The organism is Rhodoferax ferrireducens, from assembly GCF_031458075.1.
GTDB lineage: Bacteria > Pseudomonadota > Gammaproteobacteria > Burkholderiales > Burkholderiaceae_C > Rhodoferax_B > Rhodoferax_B ferrireducens_A.
In genome coordinates this window covers 14,350-31,613 of the sequence record NZ_JAVDXT010000004.1, presented here as the reverse complement: position 1 = coordinate 31,613, position 17,264 = coordinate 14,350, and the positions used below count along the sequence as shown (strand labels likewise).

General features: G+C 63.3%; 13 protein-coding genes, 2 pseudogenes and 1 riboswitch. Of the genes and pseudogenes, 2 read left to right on the top strand and 13 right to left on the bottom strand.

Annotation, left to right across the window (positions count from 1 at the left end; genetic code table 11):
- Positions 1-73: 73 nt before the first annotated feature.
- Complete coding sequence (locus J2X19_RS18580; RefSeq protein ID WP_310375404.1) at positions 74-1,891, bottom strand: beta-propeller fold lactonase family protein; 1,818 nt, start codon at positions 1,889-1,891, stop codon at positions 74-76.
- A gap of 238 nt (positions 1,892-2,129) precedes the next feature.
- On the opposite strand from J2X19_RS18580, the pseudogene J2X19_RS18575 reads away from it, so the two are divergent.
- Positions 2,130-2,258: pseudogene (locus J2X19_RS18575) on the top strand (IS630-like element ISCARN39 family transposase); the annotation flags it as partial.
- A 10-nt stretch (positions 2,259-2,268) separates the two neighbouring features.
- Here J2X19_RS18575 and metF read toward each other — a convergent pair.
- The 4 genes from metF to J2X19_RS18555 all read right to left on the bottom strand — a co-directional run bounded on the left by metF (position 2,269) and on the right by J2X19_RS18555 (position 6,523).
- Positions 2,269-3,117: a methylenetetrahydrofolate reductase [NAD(P)H] gene (metF, locus tag J2X19_RS18570; protein ID WP_310375403.1), complete on the bottom strand. Its 849-nt coding sequence runs from the start codon at positions 3,115-3,117 to the stop codon at positions 2,269-2,271.
- On the bottom strand, positions 3,114-4,133 hold the full coding sequence (locus J2X19_RS18565; RefSeq protein WP_310375402.1) for a TlyA family RNA methyltransferase: 1,020 nt from the start codon (positions 4,131-4,133) through the stop codon (positions 3,114-3,116). Before J2X19_RS18565 ends, metF begins: the two co-directional genes overlap by 4 nt.
- A 54-nt stretch (positions 4,134-4,187) precedes the next feature.
- Entirely contained in the window at positions 4,188-5,621 is a 1,434-nt protein-coding gene (ahcY, locus tag J2X19_RS18560; RefSeq protein ID WP_310375400.1) for an adenosylhomocysteinase, read from the bottom strand.
- A gap of 88 nt (positions 5,622-5,709) precedes the next feature.
- A riboswitch (S-adenosyl-L-homocysteine riboswitch) is annotated at positions 5,710-5,803 on the bottom strand.
- A gap of 51 nt (positions 5,804-5,854) precedes the next feature.
- Positions 5,855-6,523, bottom strand: coding sequence for an SDR family oxidoreductase (locus J2X19_RS18555; RefSeq protein ID WP_310375399.1), 669 nt, complete (start codon positions 6,521-6,523; stop codon positions 5,855-5,857).
- A 111-nt stretch (positions 6,524-6,634) separates the two neighbouring features.
- Between J2X19_RS18555 and J2X19_RS25945 the strand changes: the two are divergent.
- Positions 6,635-7,124, top strand: a pseudogene (locus J2X19_RS25945) (transposase); the annotation flags it as partial.
- A gap of 276 nt (positions 7,125-7,400) precedes the next feature.
- On the opposite strand, the gene J2X19_RS18550 reads toward J2X19_RS25945, so the two are convergent.
- From J2X19_RS18550 to J2X19_RS18515, 8 genes are all read right to left on the bottom strand, one after another.
- Positions 7,401-8,774: a sigma-54-dependent transcriptional regulator gene (locus J2X19_RS18550; protein WP_310375397.1), complete on the bottom strand. Its 1,374-nt coding sequence runs from the start codon at positions 8,772-8,774 to the stop codon at positions 7,401-7,403.
- Between the two features lie 7 nt (positions 8,775-8,781).
- Positions 8,782-10,470, bottom strand: a complete 1,689-nt coding sequence (locus J2X19_RS18545) for a sensor histidine kinase (RefSeq protein ID WP_310375395.1) — start codon at positions 10,468-10,470, stop codon at positions 8,782-8,784.
- Positions 10,471-10,682: 212 nt separating this feature from the next.
- A complete protein-coding gene (locus J2X19_RS18540; RefSeq protein ID WP_310376204.1) occupies positions 10,683-11,678 on the bottom strand; it encodes a cytochrome d ubiquinol oxidase subunit II in 996 nt (331 codons plus the stop codon).
- A gap of 5 nt (positions 11,679-11,683) precedes the next feature.
- Positions 11,684-13,090: a cytochrome ubiquinol oxidase subunit I gene (locus J2X19_RS18535; RefSeq protein WP_310375393.1), complete on the bottom strand. Its 1,407-nt coding sequence runs from the start codon at positions 13,088-13,090 to the stop codon at positions 11,684-11,686.
- A 48-nt stretch (positions 13,091-13,138) separates the two neighbouring features.
- On the bottom strand, positions 13,139-13,843 hold the full coding sequence (locus J2X19_RS18530) for a DUF6781 family protein (protein ID WP_310375391.1): 705 nt from the start codon (positions 13,841-13,843) through the stop codon (positions 13,139-13,141).
- A gap of 50 nt (positions 13,844-13,893) precedes the next feature.
- Positions 13,894-14,640, bottom strand: coding sequence for an acetoacetyl-CoA reductase (gene phbB / locus J2X19_RS18525; RefSeq protein WP_116605661.1), 747 nt, complete (start codon positions 14,638-14,640; stop codon positions 13,894-13,896).
- 35 nt (positions 14,641-14,675) lie between these two features.
- Complete coding sequence (locus tag J2X19_RS18520) at positions 14,676-15,857, bottom strand: acetyl-CoA C-acetyltransferase (protein ID WP_310375389.1); 1,182 nt, start codon at positions 15,855-15,857, stop codon at positions 14,676-14,678.
- Between the two features lie 54 nt (positions 15,858-15,911).
- A complete protein-coding gene (locus J2X19_RS18515; RefSeq protein WP_405048689.1) occupies positions 15,912-17,234 on the bottom strand; it encodes an NAD(P)/FAD-dependent oxidoreductase in 1,323 nt (440 codons plus the stop codon).
- Positions 17,235-17,264 lie beyond the last annotated feature (30 nt).

Genomic DNA, 17,264 nt, shown 5'->3' with positions numbered 1-17,264 from the left:
TAGCCGGAAAAAAAGCCCCCACGCCGCAGACCGGGCCGTGGGGGCTGCCGCGCAGGGCGCGCAATGCCTGTCGCTAAGGTGCGAACGTGGTGATGATCGAATTGGGGTAAGTTCCCGCCGCCACCATGGCCGGGCTTAGCGCCGTGAGCGCACCGCTCGTGCCTATGCTGTACTGCGACACCGTGCCGTCGCCGGTGTTCGCCACATAGGCATAGCGCCCCGTGGGATCGACGGTGACTGACATGGGGCTATGTCCCGTAGTCACTGTGGCCGGACTCAGCGCCGTGAGCGCGCCGCCCGTGCCTATGCTGTACTGCGACACCGTCCAGGTGCCGTTGTTCGCCACATAGGCATAGTGCCCCGTGGGATCAACGGTGACCGATTGCGGGAAAGCTCCCGCCACCACCGAGGCAGGGCTCAGCGCCGTGAGCGTGCCATCCGTGCCGATGCTGTACTGCAACACCTTGCCGTTGTTGGCGTTGACCACATAAGCATAGTGCCCCGTGGGATCGACGGTGACTGAAACGGGGTTGACTCCCGCCGCCGCCGTGGCCGGGCTCAACGCCGTGAGCGCACCGTCCGTGCCTATGCGGTACTGCGACACCGTGTTGTCATTGAAGTTCGCCACATAGGCATAGTGCCCCGTGGGATCGACGCTGACTGAAACGGGGGCAACTCCCGCCACCACTGTGGCCGGGCTCAGCGCCGTGAGCGCGCCGTCCGAGCCAATGCTGTACTGTGACACCGTGTTGCCGGTGTTCGCCACATAGGCAAAATGCCCCGTGGGATCGACGCTGACCGAATTGGGGCTCGTTCCCGCCGCCACTGTGGCCGGGCTCAGCGCCGTGAGCGCACCGTCCGTGCCTATGCGGTACTGCGACACCGTGTTGCCGTTGTTCGCCACATAGGCAAAATGCCCCGTGGGATCGACGGTGACCGCATTGGGGTTCGCTCCCGTCGCCACAGTGGCCGGGCTCAGCGCCGTGAGCGCGCCGCCCGAGCCGATGCTGTACTGCGACACCGTGTTGTCGCCGAAGTTCGCCACATAGGCATAGCGGGCCCGGCTGACGCAGGCCACCGCCACATTGACCACATTGACCGTAACCCCAGAGCCCGAGCCGTTGCTGACCGTACAGGTCTGGCCGATGGGTTGGGTGCCCACGGTGACGGCATAGCTGCCGCCAGCGGCGACCGGCGTAGCAACGCTGAAGCTGCCGTTGGCGCTGAGCGTGGTCGGGTCGACCGCGTTGTTCAGCAAGGTGACGGAGCCCCCTGATGCCAGGCCAGTGACCGTGCCGTTGATGGTGTAGGTGGTGGCCGAGCAGGTGACCTGCACATTGGACATATTGACCGAAACCCCAGAGCCCGTGCCATTGCTGACCGTGCAGGTCTGGCCGTTGGGTTGGGTGCCCACGGTGACGGCATAGCTGCCGCCGGAGGCGACCGGTGTGGCAAAGCGGAAGCCGCTGTTGGCGCTGAGCATGGTCGCGTCGGCTGCGTTGTTCAGCAAGGTAACGGAGCCCCCTGATGCCAGGCCACTGACCGTGCCGCTGATGGTGTAGGTGGTGGCCGAGCAGGTAATCTGCACATTGGACACATTGGCCGAAACCCCAGAGCCCATGCCGTTGCTGACCGTGCAAGTCTGGTCGTTGGGTTGGGTGCCTAAGGTGACGGCATAGCTGCCACCGGAGGCGACCGGCGTGGAAAAGCGGAAGCCGCTGTTGGCGCTGAGCTTGGTCGGGTCGGCTGCGTTGTTCAGCAAGGTGACGGAGCCCCCCGGAGCCAAGCCTGTGACCGTGCCGCTGATGGTGTAGCTGGTGCTTGCTGGTATTGAAGGCGGCACCGCCGCGCTATCGCCGTCGCCCCCACATGCGGTCAAAAGGATCGTCATACAAAGCCCCAAAATACCTGTGACGCCACGCAGCCACTGCTGCATAAGCCGGAATTGCATAAAGCACCTCGAATGACATGAACCCGTTGCCAGCGCCTACCCCTGCTGGGCCGCACTGGGTTGCCAGGCGGCAACCGCAAAAATGTAGCTAACTATCATGAGTCTGAGTTAGCCCCGAATGATGAAAGAAACTTGATACTGAAGGTGCCAGGATCGAAGCCGAGAAATTTCTTGGGGGCATGCATTGGCCAACTACTGCCCCAACGACCTCTACGAGCTGTACACCACTGCGCGCAACAAACCCAAGAGCGCACAAAAGCGACCATCAACCATCATCGCTTGCTGGCAGCAGGCGACGCTTTGGTGACGTCGTGTAATCAGGCTGCTAGGCGGCCCAGGCGCTTGCAGATTTCCAGCGTGGCCAGGCTCTGGTTCATGGTGTAGAAGTGCAGGCTGGGTGCGCCGCCGGCAATCAGCCGCTCGCACAGGTCGGTCACCACATCCAGGCCAAAGGCCTTGATGCTGGCGGTGTCGTCGCCAAAGCCTTGCAGGCGCAGACGGATCCAGCGCGGAATCTCGGCACCACAGGCGTCACTGAAGCGCATCAGCTGCGAAGAGCTGGAGATCGGCATGATGCCCGGCACGATGGGAATCGTCACGCCCAGCTTGCGCGCATCTTCCACCAGGCGGAAGTAGGCGTCGGCGTTGTAGAAATACTGGGTCATCGCCGAATTCGCGCCCGCATGCACCTTGATGGCAAATGCGTTGAGGTCGGCGTCGGCCGACTTGGCCTGGGGGTGCACCTCGGGGTAGCAAGCCACTTCCAGCTGGAAGGTATCGCCCGTCTCGGCGCGGATAAACGCGACCAGATCGCTGGCATAGTGGAATTCACCACCCGCGCCGTAGCCACTGGGCAGGTCGCCACGCAAGGCCACCAGGCGCTTCACGCCCATGGCCTGCAAGGTGGCGAGCTGGGCCCGCACCGTGGCCTTGGTGGCGCCCACGCAGGAGAAGTGGCTGGCGGCAGGCACGCCCTCGGCCAGGATCTCGGCCACGGTGGCAAACGTACCTTCCTGGGTCGAGCCGCCGGCGCCAAAGGTGACCGAGCAGAACTCGGGCTTCAGCGCATACAGCGCCTGGCGCACGGTGCGCAGCTTGGCCGCGCCTTCGGGCGTTTTCGGTGGGAAGAATTCAAGACTGATGGGTAAATGGGATGCGAGACTCATGCGCCACTCGTTTTTGCAAAAATAAAATATTCACGGTTGCCGTCGCCGCCGACCACGGCGCTGTCAAACCAGTCCAGCACCTCCAGGCCCAGCTCGGCGCAACACTGGCGCAAACGCGCTTCGACAACACCGTACAGGGCTTCGTCGCGCACGATGCCGCCCTTGCCGACCTGGCCAGGCTGCAGCTCGAACTGCGGTTTGACCAGCATCAGCAAGCGGCTGTCCGGGTTCAGCAACGGCACCAGTGCCGGCAAGATCAACGTCAGCGAAATGAACGACACATCGCCGGTCACCAGGTCGAACTCGGGGTCGGTGTCCACGCCGTCCAAGCCGGGTTTTCGGCGGTTCGGGCGCTGGTGCACGGCCGCCCCTTCGGCTGCGGGGTCCGCCTCCAGAGGCCGCGCATTCACCTTGCCCGTCGCCTGCGCAATATGCGCCTCGACCTCGGCATCGTCTGCGTCGTCGCTGTCGTCGTAGTCGGTGACTTCGCCGCCGCCGCGCATCCAGCTATAGGGTGCCTCGGGCTCGGGGTCGTCCACCGCGGGTGGCTCCCAGTGCTCGGACAAAACCATCTCACAGGCTTCCTGCAGCGACTCGGGGGTGAGCGAACGGGCATTCAGCCCCTCCACGCACAACACGCGCAGGTCGCTACGCAGCTTGGGGTGCAGCTGGCCATGGCCTACGTCGACGCCGGTGACCTGGGCCGCACCGGCCTGCAGCAGGCAGTCGGTGAAACCGCCGGTGGACTGGCCCACGTCGAGCACCTTGCAGTCGGTCACGTCCAGACCCAAGTGCTTCAATGCGGCTTCCAGCTTGAGCCCACCACGTGACACATAGCGCGCCTCGGCGTCGTCGAGCAACTCGATCTTGGCGTCGGTCGGAATGTCGTCCTTGTTCTTGGCGACGTCACGCCATTTGATGCCGTCGAACCAGCGCATGCCCCCGGTGATCAGGCGCACGGCCTGGGAGCGGGATGCGGCCAGGCCGCGTTCTACAAGTAATTGGTCAGCGCGCATCGGGCTCCGAAGGTGAAGGTAAAAACTCCCCCGGGATGCGGGGGAGCGGACGCTTTAGTAGCGGTAGGTTTCAGCCTTGTAGGGGCCGGCTTTGCTCACGCCGATGTAGGCGGCTTGCTCGTCGGTCAGCTCGGTCAGCTGGGCGCCGACCTTCTTCAGGTGCAGGCGGGCCACCTTTTCGTCCAGGTGCTTGGGCAGCACATAGACCTTGCCGGCTTCGTAGGCGTCCTTCTTGGTGAACAGCTCGATCTGGGCGATGGTCTGGTTGGCGAAGCTGGCCGACATCACGAAGCTCGGGTGGCCGGTGCCGCAGCCCAGGTTCACCAGACGGCCCTTGGCCAGCAGGATGATCTTCTTGCCGTCGGGGAACTTGATGTGGTCCACCTGGGGCTTGATCTCTTCCCACTCGTATTTTTCGATAGCCGCAACTTCGATCTCGTTGTCGAAATGGCCGATGTTGCAGACGATGGCCTGGTCCTTCATCTTCAGCATGTGGGCGTGGGTGATGACGCTCTTGTTGCCGGTGGTGGTAACGAAGATGTCGGCGTGTTCACACGCGTAGTCCATGGTCACGACGCGGTAGCCTTCCATTGCGGCTTGCAGCGCGTTGATCGGGTCGATCTCGGTCACCCACACTTGCGCCGACAGGGCGCGCAGCGCCTGGGCCGAGCCCTTGCCCACGTCGCCGTAGCCGGCCACGCAAGCCACCTTGCCGGCGATCATCACGTCGGTGGCGCGCTTGATGCCGTCTACCAGGGATTCGCGGCAGCCGTACAGGTTGTCAAACTTGCTCTTGGTCACCGAGTCATTCACATTGATGGCGCGGAACAGCAGCGTGCCCTTGGCCGACATTTCGTTCAGGCGGTGCACGCCGGTGGTGGTTTCTTCGGTCACGCCGATGATTTCGGCCGACTTGCGGGTGTACCAGGTCGGGTCCACGGCCAGCTTGGCCTTGATGGCGGCGAACAGCAGGGTTTCTTCTTCGCTGGTCGGGTTGCCGACCACGCTGATGTCCTTCTCGGCGCGCTGGCCCAGGTGCATCAGCAAGGTGGCGTCGCCACCGTCGTCCAGGATCATGTTCGGGCCTTCGCCGGGCGTGCCCTTGGCGCCGAAGTCAAAAATGCTGTGGGTGTAGTCCCAGTAGTCTTTCAGCGACTCGCCCTTGATGGCGAACACCGGCGTGCCGGCGGCGGCAATCGCGGCAGCCGCGTGGTCCTGGGTCGAGAAGATGTTGCACGAAGCCCAGCGCACGGTAGCGCCCAGGGCCTGCAGGGTTTCGATCAGCACGGCGGTCTGGATCGTCATATGCAGCGAGCCGGTGATGCGCGCACCCTTCAGCGGTTGGGCTGCGGCGAACTCTTCGCGGATAGCCATCAGGCCGGGCATTTCGGTTTCGGCGATGCGGATTTCGCGCTGGCCCCAGGCGGCCAGGCTCAGGTCGGCAATGGCTTGGTCAGCGGTCAGAATGGGTTTGAGAACTGCGTTCATGATGGGCTCCAAAACAGGTTGGTACATGTTGGTAGGGCCACTGCGCAGACGGTGAACCGGGACTCACCCGAATCTCAGCCTAGCAGGCAGTGGGTGAGCGCGGTTATCACTTGATGGATGGTTTCCGAGCCTCACACCCGTACCTGTGTGCCAGGCCAGGGGTTGCAGCGCTCCTCGGAGGGGTGGATTATACGTAGAGCCGCGCAGCCGGGGCCGGCGTTACACATCGCCCCTCACCAGCTGGCATAAGGCCGGCCGTCGTGGTGCAAAAAGCGGCCCCGGTCGGCGGGTGTGACCGCAGCCAGGGTGTTGCGCATGGCGGCCACGCTGTCCTGCACCGTCAGGCGCGCGCCCGGGCCGCCCATATCGGTCTGCACCCAGCCCGGGCACAGCGCCAGCAGGGTTGCGCGCGGGTAGTCGTGCTGGGCCGCGGCCACCGCCATGTTCAGCGCGGCCTTGCTGACCCGGTAGGCCCAGCCGTCGCTGGACGACACCTCCCCAATCTGCCCCATGCCGCTGCTGATGAAGGCAAACACGCCACCGGCCTCCTCCACCAGCGGCGCGACCTGCGGAATCGTCTGCATCGCGCCCAGCACATTGGTGTGCATCACGCGGTCAAAGTCCTGCTGGGTGGGCGGCGAGGTGGCGCGGCCCTCGGCATACACGCCGGCCACGTAAACAGCGGTGTCAATCTTTTCCCCGTCCAGCAGCCAGGCCAGGCCGCTAACACTGGCCGGATCGGCCACGTCCAGGCGCTGCGGCTCGGCACCCAGCGCCTTCAGCCGGGCCAGTCCGGCGGCATCGCGGGCGGTGGCGATCACGCGCTCGCCCGCCTCTGCGTATTGCCGCGCAAACTCCAGGCCGATACCGCGCGACGCGCCCAGGATGAGAATGTTGGCCATGCACAAGCTCCTATAAATCAAATCATAAACGGGGAGTCTGGGTGGCAAAAGGACGGACATCTTCCAGTTTACCGGACACATCGAAGGACACGATGTGTTTAGGAAGAGAGCATGCCAAAGACAAGAAGAGCATTAACGGACGAGTTAAAACGGGAGGCAGTGAAGCTCTCAAGCAGCCTGGGGCGATGGTCATTCATATTGCGAAGGACCTGGATATCGAGTAGAGCGTGCTGTGGCGCTGGGTCAGCCAGGAGCACGGCGATGTCATAAACATGCGCCCAAGCAAACCTTTACGAAGCGAATCGGCATCAGAGGTCGAGCGCCTTCCGCGGGAGTTGCGGCGGGGCACCACGGAGCGTGAAATCCTAAAAAAGCGCTCGGCTACTTTGCAAGGGATCCATAGTTCGTCGCGCCCGCGGGCCGTGTGAAGCACGCCTTTATCTTCCGCCATCGAGGCGAGTGATCCATGCGGGCCATGTGTCGGGCGATAAATGTTTCGGCTAGCAGGTTCTACAAGTGGTTTGGCAAGCACGCCAGCGAACACAACCTAGCTGATGTAAGACTCACACGGTGCATCCGAGAAGACTTCAAGCTCAGCGAACTGGCCGATACGGCGTGGACTGAACCGGATGTTCATAGGACAGATTGAGGCAATCGAAATCAATCCGGCGAAACAAGGGCCGCCGCGAAAGGCCACTTACTACGAAGAAATACCAACCCTACAGGATGTATTGCGGTCAGCGCAGAATAACCAGAGAGGAGGACGAACAAAACCCTCGCAAAAGGGATAGATGCGTTACTACGAGGTCCTTACAAGCACCCTACATTGGATTTCGAAAATCAGTTTCGGGCAAGCACTTGACACCGCCCCGTCAATTCACAGCTTCGCCGACTTGAACTCAGTCGCCACGATACCCAGTTTTCGGACCTTGTCGTGCAGCGTCTGGCGCGGTATGGCCAAGGCGCTGGCCGTTGCCTGCTGGTCGCCCTGGTGGCGCCGCAGAGCCTCGATGATCACGGCACGCTCGAACGACTCAACCTGCTGCGGCAGACCTTGCGGCAGCCCCGGAAGGGTATCAAAAGCTCCGCGCGCCTGCGTCAAGCGCTCTCCCAGCAAGCCCAGCACAAAACGATCGGCCACATTCCGCAGCTCGCGCACATTTCCAGGCCAGGCATAGGCCATCAGATCGGCGAGCTGCGCGCTGCTTAGCACCGGCGCTGCCCGCTCGTAACGGCTGGCCGCCAGCAAAACGAAATGTTCGAACAATAAAGGAATGTCCTCACGGCGCTCCCGCAGCGGAGGCAGCTCGATGAAGGCCACACCGATACGGTAATAGAGGTCAGCCCGGAACTTCTGCTGATCGCTCAATGACTTGAGATCATCCTTGCTAGCAGCCACGATTCGACAATCAAAGGGAATCGCCTTGTTCGATCCGATGCGCTCGATGCAGCGCTCCTGTAGCGCGCGCAGCAGCTTGATCTGTACCGCCATAGGCATGCTTTCAATTTCGTCAAGAAACAAGGTGCCGCCGTGCGCGTATTCGAACTTTCCCACCCGCAGGCGGTTGGCACTGGTGAAGGCGCCAGCCTCATGGCCGAACAGCTCGCTTTCCGCCAGGCTCTCGGGCAGACCACCACAATTCAGCGGTACGAAGTTCTTCTTCCGACGCTCGCCGTGGTCATGCAGACAGCGTGCGACCAGTTCCTTGCCAGTCCCAGTTTCACCATAGATCAACACATCGGCCGAGGTTTCCGCCAGGGTTTTCACAGTACGTCGAACCTGCTGCATCTGCGCCGAGCGGCCGATCAGCACCGACTGTATCCCGTGCCAGTTCTCCAATGCATCGCGCAGCATGCGCACCTGCAGCGTCAACTGCCGCCGCTCCATCGCATGGCGCACGATGGCGACCAGGCGTTCTGATGCGAACGGCTTTTCAATAAAGTCGTAGGCCCCCTCGCGCATGGCCTGTACCGCCATGGCGATGTGACCATGGCCAGTGACCAGGATGACGGGAAGCTCGGCATCGATGGTGCGAATCTCGGGTAGCCACTCGGCTCCGCTCATACCCGGTAGCCGCACATCGCACACGATGACGACCGGCACGCCGAAACTGACTTGCGCTCGAGCGCGTTCGACACTGGCAAAAGACTCAACTTCGAAGCCAGCCAGCGTCAGCGCCTGGGCTGTGCTGAGCCGTACATCTTCATCGTCTTCGACCAGCAATACCCGAATGGAAGAATTTTCACTCACTTGCAATTCACTCCAGTGTGGCAACCATGGGCAGATCAATGACAAAACAGGCACCGCCCTCCTCCTGGTTAAATGCGTCCAGGGTGCCGCCGACGGCGCGCACCAGTTGGGCCGAAATTACCAGACCCAGCCCCAATCCAGCCCCTGCCGGCTTGCTGGTGACGAAGGGATCGAACAGGCGCGGCAGGATATCCGCACGGATGCCCGGTCCTGTATCGCTCACGCGCAGGATCGCACGGCGGCCCTGGGCTCTAGCTTCGATGCGCAGCCGACGCTCCGGCGCCTCTTGCATGGCGTCGATCGCGTTGCGCATCAGATTGACCAATACGCTGCCGAGTGCGGCTTCCTCAGCCATGACACAAAGCGTGGCAGGCTGCACATCGACCTCGACGGTGATGCCATGTGCAGTCAGGCCCCAGCCTAGCAAGGCTTGCGCATCGGCAATACCGCGCACCAAGGGGATAGGCACCAGTGCCAGTTCGCTTTTATAGGCGAAAGTCTTAAGTTGCGATGTCAGGCGGGCCAGACGGTCCACCATGCCGGTAATCCTGCGCAGATTTCCGCGCACCTCGTCCGGGCGTTCTTGGTCGAGCAGAATGCCCGCACTTTCCGACAAGGTGCGCAGAGCCGTGAGCGGTTGGTTTAATTCATGCACCATACCGGCGGACATCTGGCCGAGCACCGCCATCTTGCCGGCATGCACCAGTTCACTTTGCGCAGCGCGCAGCTGTGCGGTACGGGCCGCTACGGTGGATTCAAGGCCGTCATGCGCTGCTTGCAGCGCAGCCTGGCTGGCCAATTTGTGCCTTACCGCACGTCGACGCTGCCAGAGAGTGACAGCAAGCAGTAACAGCACCGCCGTCGCCAGACCACTGGTAATGGCGGCGTAGCGCGCTGCCAAACGCACCGGCTCCAGCGCATCCAGTACCACGAGACGCCAAGGCGCCTGTTGCAACCGTCGCGTAGACGCAAGATGGGCCACGCTGTCAAGTAGGACGAGCTGGGCGTTTTCCGCCAGCGATTCCGTGGTACTCCAACGCAAAGGCTGCAACGCAGCCTGGCCATAAGGTCGGGAACGGAGTAACTCAGCCTGGCGGGTAGCATTCAGTGGCGCCAGCGGCCGAAACTTCAGGTCGTCGCGCGTAGACAGAATGACCACACCCAGTTCGTCCACCAGCAACACGTCGCCAGGCAATTTTCGCCAGTCATGCTCTGACTGCTCGATATTGACCTTGACCGCCATCACGCCCAGCAGGTGCTGATCACGGTGCAGTGCATACGACAGGTAGTAGCCTGGCTTCTTGCTGGTGATACCCACCCCATAAAAACGACCCCGGCCCTGCTGCAATGCCGCCACCACGTAGGGGCGGAAAGACAAGTCCTGCCCGATGGTCGTGCCTGCCTGTCCCCAGTCGGAGGCCGCCAGGGAAGTCCCCACACTGTCCAACACGTAGAGCATCTCGGCGCCGACGGTGGCGTTCACGCCAGTAAGATAGCGGTTGGCGTTGTCGCGGAGCTGGACGCTAGTTGGATCCTTCAGCAGCGCGGGGACCACTGGCGTCATCTCCAATAGGGCCGGTAAGTAGTCAAAGCGGGCCAGATCGGCATCCAGGTTACTGGTCAACATATCGAGTCGGTGATCTGCGGCGTCGCGCAACCGCGCCAAACCGCTATTCAGCGCCAGTTGATGGCCCATGAAGGCCGCCGCCCCGACCAGAGCCAGCGCCCCACACCAGCGTAGCCAACCATGCCAGAGGCGTCGCTGCCTGGCCAGAAACCGAGAGGGAGAAACAGACACAGGTTTAGACATAAACAGGGTATGTCACAAGGCCCAAAGGGTCACATCGGGGCGAACCCGGTGAACCGATTGCAAAGCAGGCTCAAAGCCCCAGGTCCCTGCATCCGGATTCATGCGTATTTCAGTTCGTTGGTCTTGCCACGGAACACCCAGTAGGAAAACACAGTGTAGCCAATGATCGCTGGCACCGAGATACAGACACCTATCAAAATCACCTTCAGTGCCGCCGGACGGCTGGCCGCCTGCCAGATGGTCAGTTGGTCGATCACAACATACGGATAGATGCTATAGGCCAAACCCAGAAAGCCCAGCACGAACACCACGATCAGCAACACGAAGGGCAACCAGCACAAGGGGCCGCGCACCACGCGGCTATGCAGCAACCCGCGCACCGCCACCAGCGCCACCCCGGCCATCAGCGGAATGGCCATCAGCGCGATGAATTCCGGCAGCACGAACCAACGCCCGCGCACCGTGGCGCTGACCCAAGGCGTGGCCATCGAGATCAGCAGCATTCCCCCCACCATAGGCGCCCAGGCGGTCCGGGCCCAGGCAACGGCACGCTCCTGCAGCGGGCCCTCGGTCTTCATGATCAGCCAGGCGGCGCCCATCAGCACATAGGCCATAGGCAGGGCCAGCGCAATCGCCGCAGCGAAAAGCGGGTAGTTCCAGCCGCTGCCGAAACCGCTGACGTAACGGCCGAGCATCCAGCCCTGCGACACCGCCGCCAGCGTCGAGCCCGCGAAGAACAGCCGGTCCCAGGTGCGTTTGTGCGTATCCTTGGCCTTGACACGGAAGTCAAAGGCCACGCCGCGCAGGGTCAGGCCGATCAGCATCAGCGCCACCGGCAGGTAAAGCTCGCCCAGCACCAGGCCATGCGCCTTAGGAAAGGCCACCAGCAGAATGCCCACGCCCAGCACCAGCCAGGTCTCGTTGGCGTCCCAGAACGGACCGATGGATGCGACCATCACGTCCTTTTCGGCATCACTGGCGCGGTGCATCAGCATGCCCACGCCCAGGTCGTAGCCGTCGCTGACCACGTAGACCAGCATGGAAATGCCCATCAGCGCCATGAAGACCACCGGCAAGGCGGTATCAAAATCCATCCAGTTCATGCCGCACTCCCCTGCACCGCTGTCGGCGTCGTGCCGGCTGGCGTTGGTGGCAACACGGCCATCCCGGGCTCCAGCGCTTCCTCGGGTTTTTCGGCCATGTATTTGAGCACCGAGACATAGGCGACGATCAGCGCCAGATACAGGGTTACGTACAGCACCAGCGTCAGGCCGATCATCGACGACGGCTGTGCTGAGGCCACGTCGGCGGTGCGCAGCAGGCCGTAGACAATGAAAGGCTGGCGGCCGACTTCGGTAACGTACCAGCCGGCCACGGTAGCGATCCAGCCGGAGAAGGTCATCCCGGCAAACAACCATAGCAGCGCACGCGGCAGGTGCGCCGGCTGCCACTGCGCGCGCCGGTACAGCCACCAGCCTAGCCAGCTCGTCGCCAGCATCAGCACACCCATGCCGAGCATGATGCGGAAAGCGAAGAACAGCGGCAGCGGTGGCGGATGTGCCCCGGGGAAGTCATTCATGCCCTGGATTTCACCGTCGACCTGGTGGGTCAAAATCAGGCTCGCGCCTTTGGGCACGCCGATCTCGAAATGGTTCTTGCGCTGCTGCGCATCGGGAATGGCGAACAGCAGCAGCGGTGCGCCGCGCTCGGTGTCCCACACGCCCTCGATGGCGGCGATCTTGGCCGGCTGGTGCTTGAGCGTGTTCAAGCCGTGCATATCGCCGACCACGATCTGCACCGGAATGGCCAGCGCCGCCAACGTCAACCCGACGCGCAACACCTTTGGTGCCGAGCGCTGGCCCACACCGCGCAAGATCTGCCATGCGGACAAGCCGACCAGCAGAAAGGCGCAGGTCAGCGCCGAGGCCAGCAGCATATGCGTGAAGCGGTACAGGAAAGAGGGGTTGAACACCACCTCCAGCCAACTGCGTACCTGGAACTCCCCGTTGACGATCTCGTGACCGGCCGGCGTCTGCATCCAGGAGTTCAGCGCCAGTATCCAAAACGCCGACAGCGTGGTGCCAAAGGCCACCAGAAAGGTCGACAGCAGGTGCAGGCGCTCGCCGACCTTGCCGTGGCCAAACAACATCACGCCCAGAAAACCGGCTTCGAGGAAGAAGGCCGTCAGCACCTCGTAGCCCAGCAACGGGCCGGCGATGTTGCCGACCTTCTCCATGAAGCCCGGCCAGTTCGTGCCGAACTGGAAGCTCATGGTGATGCCGCTGACCACGCCGAGCGCGAAGGTCAGCGCGAACACCTTGGTCCAGAAGCGGTAGGCATCGAGCCAACCCTGTGCGCGCAGCGGCTCGCCGCTGCGGCCGGCCTTGAGCCAGCGCCAGCGCAGGAACAGCAACAACCAGCCCATGCCGATGCTGATGGTCGGGAACAGGATATGGAATGTGATGTTGGCCGCGAACTGCATGCGGGCTAGCGTCAAGGCGTCCATCGAATTGCTCTCTGGTGGTGTACTAAGCGCGTCTCGAAACCCCGTCGCCTACTTCTTGCGTGGACGGGCCGGCTCGGGCTTAGGCTGGGCCGCGGCTTTGCCGCTCCCGCGCTGCAGCGCCTCCGACATGCCGATGAGCACGCCGCTGACCAGGGTCGCGTAGCTGTCGAGCATGGCCTGCGACGCACGCAGCCCCAGGGCCCGGCCGTCGCGCAGGTTCTGGCGCGCGCTCTCCATCAGCTGCTCGACCGCCGCCGAGGCTTGCGTCCCCGTGGCACTACCCTGGCTCTGCATGGACTTCTGCACCGCGTTCCACGGGCCTTCGAGCGGCGCCCCCGCAGATTCCGCGGCCTTGCGCAGCGAGGCGAACAGCGCGTCTTCCATCTTCTCGGTGTCGGCCAGCGCCTTCTTCAGCTGCTGCTCCTGCAGGCTCGCGCCCTGGTCCAGCATCTGCTGCAGCGCCCGACGGTTTGCCTGCACAGCCTGTTCCAGCGCGCCATCCATGCCGGCAACGGCCTTGCCGAGCAGGGCTTCCAGTTCGACCACGCCGAGCGGATTGCCGGCGACGCCGGTGGATGCCGCCTGGGCTACGGTATTGAGCACCTGCTTGATATGCGTCAGTGTCAGCTCGCGGCCCTGCAGGGCCTTGAGAGTCGCTTCACTGACGGCCTTGCGGACCGCCTCGCCCTGCTGCGCCGTGGCGGCGGAAAGTGTGCCGATCAGCGCGTCCTGATCGATGCCGTGTTTGATCATCTCGTCTCCTTTAGGACTTGCAGCACCCCGGTGCCGTGCAAATCGTTTTGTTATTGCATGTGCTGGCCGCCGTTGATGGCGATATTCGCGCCAGTCACGAACGCTGCCTCTTCTGAAGCCAGATAGATGATCAAGCCGGCCACTTCCTCGGGCTTGCCGAGTCGGCCTACCGGGATATGCGGCAGGATCTTGCTGTCCAGCACTTCGCGCGGAATCGCCGTGACCATCTTGGTGCCGATATAGCCCGGCGAGATGGTGTTGACGGTCACACCCTTCTTCGCCACCTCCAGCGCCAGCGCCTTGGTGAAACCATGCACGCCAGCCTTGGCCGCCGAGTAGTTGGTCTGGCCGAACGCCCCCTTGCTGCCATTGACCGACGAGACATTGATGACCCGGCCCCAGCCGCGCTCGACCATGCCGTCGGCGACCTGCTTGCTCATATTGAACAGGCTGTCGAGGTTGGTACGCATCACCGCATCCCAGTTGACCTTGTCCATCTTCTTGAAGGTCATGTCGCGGGTGATGCCGGCGTTGTTGACCAGCACGTCCACCGGGCCGAGCTTGGCCTGCACCTGGGCCACAGCTGCCGTGCAAGAGTCGTAATCGGCCACGTCGCAGGGCACAGCCAGGATGTCGTAGCCGCGTTCCTTCATCTGCGCCACCCACTCGCCATGCGTCTTGTTTCCCGGGGAATAGGTCACGGCCAGCTTGTAGCCCGCGTCCACCATCTTGGTGGAAATCGTCTCACCCAGACCGCCCATGCCGCCGGTTACCAGTACCACTCGTTTTTGGTTCATATCGTTGCTCCTTGTTGGTTGTAGAAAATCGAAATTCAAGCGCGTTCGACCGCGAGGGCCACGCCCATACCGCCGCCTATGCACAACGAGGCCAGGCCCTTGTTCGCACCTCGGCGACGCATCTCGTGCAGCAGGGTCACCAGGATGCGGCAGCCGGAGGCGCCGATGGGGTGGCCAATGGCGATGGCGCCGCCGTTGACGTTGATCTTGCTGGTGTCCCAGCCCATTTCCTGGTTCACCGCGCATGCCTGGGCCGCGAAGGCTTCGTTGATCTCCATCAGGTCCAGGTCCTGCGCCTTCCAGCCAGCCTTCTGCAGGCACAGCTGCGAGGCCGGTACCGGCCCCATGCCCATGATGGTCGGGTCCAGCCCGGCACTCGCATAGGCGCGTATCACCGCCAGTGGCGGCAGGCCGAGCGCAGCGGCACGCTGCGCCGACATCACCAGCACCGCCGCCGCGCCGTCGTTCAGGCCCGAGGCATTGCCGGCCGTCACCGAGCCGGTCTTGTCGAACGCCGGGCGCAGGCCGGCCAGCGCGTCGGCACTGGTCTTTCGATTGACGAACTCGTCGGCACCAAAGACGATGGGGTCGCCCTTCTTCTGGGCGATGCTGAACGGCAGGATCTCGTCGTTGAAGCGGCCTGCCTCCTGGGCCGCGACGGCTTTTTGCTGCGAAGCCAGGGCTAACGCGTCCTGCATCTCGCGCGTAATGCCGTATTTCTTGGCCACGTTCTCGGCCGTGGTGCCCATGTGGTACTGGTTGTAGACGTCCCACAGACCGTCGACAATCATGGAGTCGATCATCTTCCAGTCGCCCATGCGCTGGCCGTCGCGGCTGCCCATCAGCACGTGGGGCGAGGCGCTCATGTTCTCCTGGCCGCCGGCCACCACAATCTCGGCATCGCCGCATTTCACCGCCTGCGCCGCCAGCATCACCGCCTTCAGGCCCGAGCCGCAGACCTTGTTGATCGTCAGGCCGGGCACGGTCTGCGGTAGGCCGGCCTTGATCACCGTCTGGCGCGCCGGGTTCTGGCCGGCACCGGCGGTGAGAACCTGGCCCATGATGACTTCCGAGATGGCGTCGGCCGGCACGCCGGCCTTGGCCAGCAGGCCTTTGACCACATGGGCGCCCAGGTCGGGCGCCGCCGTCTTGGCGAGCGAGCCGCCGAATTTGCCCACGGCCGTGCGTTGTGCGGCCACGATGACGATGTCGTTCATGAATGTCTCCTTGTTGACGTGCGAAAGAACTGGAAATGGGAAAGACCCTGGGTCTCAGTGCAGCTTGACGTGGGGCTCGGTGCGACGCGTGATCAAGCGTGCCAGCGTGTCCAGCGCCACCTTGAAGAAGCCGTGCAAGGCCAGCTCGTGCATCTTGTACAGCGACACATACATCAGCCGGGCGAAAGCGCCTTCAATCATCAGACTGCCGCCGATCAGGCCTCCCATCATGTTGCCCACGGTGCTGAACTCGCCGAGCGACACCAGGGAGCCGAAGTCTCGATAGCGGTAGGGCTTAAGTGGCTTGCCGGCCATGCGTCGCTGGATCTGCGCCGCAACATGCGATGCCTGCTGGTGGGCAGCCTGGGCCCGCGGTGGTACGAAGCCGCCCTTGCCGCCGTTGGCCTCGGGCCAGGCACAGGCCGCGCAGTCACCGATCACAAATACGTTCTCGTCGCGCGTGGCCTGCAGGGTCGGCTGCACAACGAGCTGGTTGCTGCGGTTACTTTCGAGCCCAGCAATTTCCTTCAGGAAATCTGCCGCCTTGACTCCTGCAGCCCACACCACCAACTCGGCCGGCAGCACGCGGCCATCCGCTAGCCGCACGCCGCCGGACTGCACCTCGGCAACCCTGGCGGCCGTATGCACGACCACCCCGAGCTTGCGCAGCAGCACCTCGGTGGCCTGCGACATGCGCGGCGGCAGTGCCGGCAGCACGCGGTCCGCGGCCTCAATCAGGCAGACCTGGATGTCCTTCTCTGCATCGACCCGGTCCAGCCCGTAGGCCACTACCTCGCGCGTGGTGCGGTGCAGTTCCGCCGCCAGCTCGACGCCAGTGGCACCGGCGCCGATGATCGCCACGTGCAGCTGCTCCGGCCGCAACGGCTCAGCCTGGGCATGGGCGCGGATGCAGGCATTGACCATGCGCTCGTTGAAGCGCCGTGCGTCGGCCTTGGATTCCAGCTTCAGCGCATGCTCGCTCACGCCCGGTGTGCCGAAGTCGTTGCTGTGGCTACCCAGCGCCAGCACCAGCGTGTCGTAGCCGAAACTGCGGTCGGGCGTCACTTCGCGGCCTTCGCTGTCGTGGTAGGCCGCTACCCGCACCTCGCGCCGCGCACGGTCCAGCCCCGTCATCTCGCCCACGCGAAAGCGGAAGTGGTGCCAATGCGCCTGGGCCAGGTAGTCCACCTCGTGGGCGCTCATATCCATGCTGCCCGAAGCGATTTCGTGCAGCTTGGGCTTCCAAACGTGGGTGCGATTCTTGTCGACCAGGGTAATTTCGGCGTGGCCGCGCTTACCCAGCGAGTCGCCGAGCCGGGTGGCCAGCTCTAACCCACCGGCACCGCCACCAACGATGACGATGCGGTGTCTCGGCATAAGGTTGCTCATGGTGCGCATCACAATGGC